Genomic DNA, 1,663 nt, shown 5'->3' with positions numbered 1-1,663 from the left:
AGGAGGGCATTGACCTTCTGGTCATGCCCGACGATTGAACGTCAGATTGCCGCTTAGGGGCGTTTGCAGCGTCGAGCAGTTACGCGGTTCGTAGAACCGCGTAACTTACAAAATGAGCATGGCGTCACCAAAGCTGAAGAAGCGGTAACGCTCTTCGATGGCAGCGGCGTAGGCATCCATGATCTGCTCGCGGGTGGCAAGCGCGCTCACGAGCATCATGAGCGTGGAGCGCGGCACATGGAAGTTCGTGATCAGCGCATCGACCACGTGATAGGTCGAGCCGGGCATGAGGTAAAGCTGCGTCGTGGCGTTCTCGCGCACCACGATGTCACCGCGGCCAAGCGTATCGGCCCCGTCCTCGCGGCCTTCAAAATAGCGCGCCGTCACGGCCGGATCGGACACCGGCGCGTCCGTGTCAAACGCGCTCTCGAGCGAGCGCACCGCCGTGGTACCGACGGCGATCACACGATGGCCCTCGGCCTTCGCCTTATGCACGGCGTCGACAACCTCCTGCGACACGTGATAGCGCTCGGTGTGCATCACGTGCTGCGCGGGGTCGTCCTCCTCCACCAGACGGAAGGTATCGATGCCCACCTCGAGCTCGACGGCGGCAAACTTCGCGCCCTTGGCCTCGATAGCGGCCATGAGCTCGGGGGTAAAGTGCAGACCCGCCGTAGGAGCGGCAGCCGAGTGCTCCTCCTTCATGGCGTAGACGGTCTGGTACTTCTCGGGATCGCCCTCGTAATCGGTAATGTAGGGCGGCAGCGGCACGTGGCCGGCCGCATGGATGGCCTCGTCGAGCGTGCGCGGCTCGCCGGCGGCATTGCAACCGGCCGGCTCAAAGCGCACCAGACGGCCACCGCGGCTATCGGTAACAAAGTCGACGACCTCGGCCGTCAGTACCACGGGCGCGCCCTCGGGCGCATGGGCGCCGCCCGCACGATACTCAATCTGAGCACCGGGCTTCAGGCGCTTACCCGGCTTGACCAGGCACTCCCAGACATGGCCCAGCGGATCCACATCCTCGCGGCGCTTGAGCAGCAGCGTCTCGACCACGCCGCCCGAGCCGGCCTTGTGACCGATCAGGCGGGCCGGCATCACGCGCGTCTTGTTGATGACGAGCACGTCGCCCGGCTCGATATAGTCGATGATGTCGCGGAAGATGCGGTGCTCAACGGTACCGCCGTGCTCCAGAGGCGTTCCCGCCTGAGAGCCCTTGCGATCCACCACCAGCAGCCGGCAGGAATCGCGCGGCTCGGCAGGCGCCTGGGCAATCAGTTCCTCGGGAAGGTTGTAGTCAAAATCATCGGTACGCATAGACACGTCGGATACTCCTTATATAGCTAAAGTCCGCTCTACATCCTAGCAGGCTGACGTCCCAAATGAACTACTTTTTGGCGGCTTTGCGCTCGTCGCGGATACGGGCGCGGTCCATGGCCGCCTCGACAGCCGAGAAGCGGCAACCACAGTAGTTCTGCCGATACATGCCAAGCTCGCGCGAGCGGCGTGTCGCCTCGGGGTAATACGGGCGAAAATCGCGAATCACCGGGGTGAGACCGCGGGCGGCAGCCAGACGCTCCAACACATCATTGCAGGTTTCGAACAACTGGTACGGCGAGACGGCGAGCGTCGTGCCCACAAACTCAAACCCGCGCTCCTGGGC

2 protein-coding genes are annotated in these 1,663 nt (G+C 63.7%); both read right to left on the bottom strand.

Going from position 1 to position 1,663, the window contains the following annotated elements; genetic code table 11:
* Nucleotides 1–105: 105 nt before the first annotated feature.
* Nucleotides 106–1,317, bottom strand: a complete 1,212-nt coding sequence (gene queA, locus AB5164_RS05015; RefSeq protein ID WP_260699261.1) for a tRNA preQ1(34) S-adenosylmethionine ribosyltransferase-isomerase QueA — start codon at nucleotides 1,315–1,317, stop codon at nucleotides 106–108.
* A 70-nt stretch (nucleotides 1,318–1,387) separates the two neighbouring features.
* Nucleotides 1,388–1,663, bottom strand: a 276-nt coding sequence (locus tag AB5164_RS05010) for an epoxyqueuosine reductase QueH (protein ID WP_368147861.1), incomplete at its 5' end; no start/stop codon positions are given.

This window comes from Collinsella aerofaciens, from assembly GCF_040915425.1.
Taxonomy (GTDB): domain Bacteria; phylum Actinomycetota; class Coriobacteriia; order Coriobacteriales; family Coriobacteriaceae; genus Collinsella; species Collinsella aerofaciens_BW.
This window is presented reverse-complemented; position numbering and strand designations above follow the sequence as displayed.

Bases quoted from the DNA above. Each gene is read 5' to 3' on its own strand.
- queA (WP_260699261.1), bottom strand. From the start codon at position 1,317: ATGCGTACCGATGATTTTGACTACAACCTTCCCGAGGAACTGATTGCC.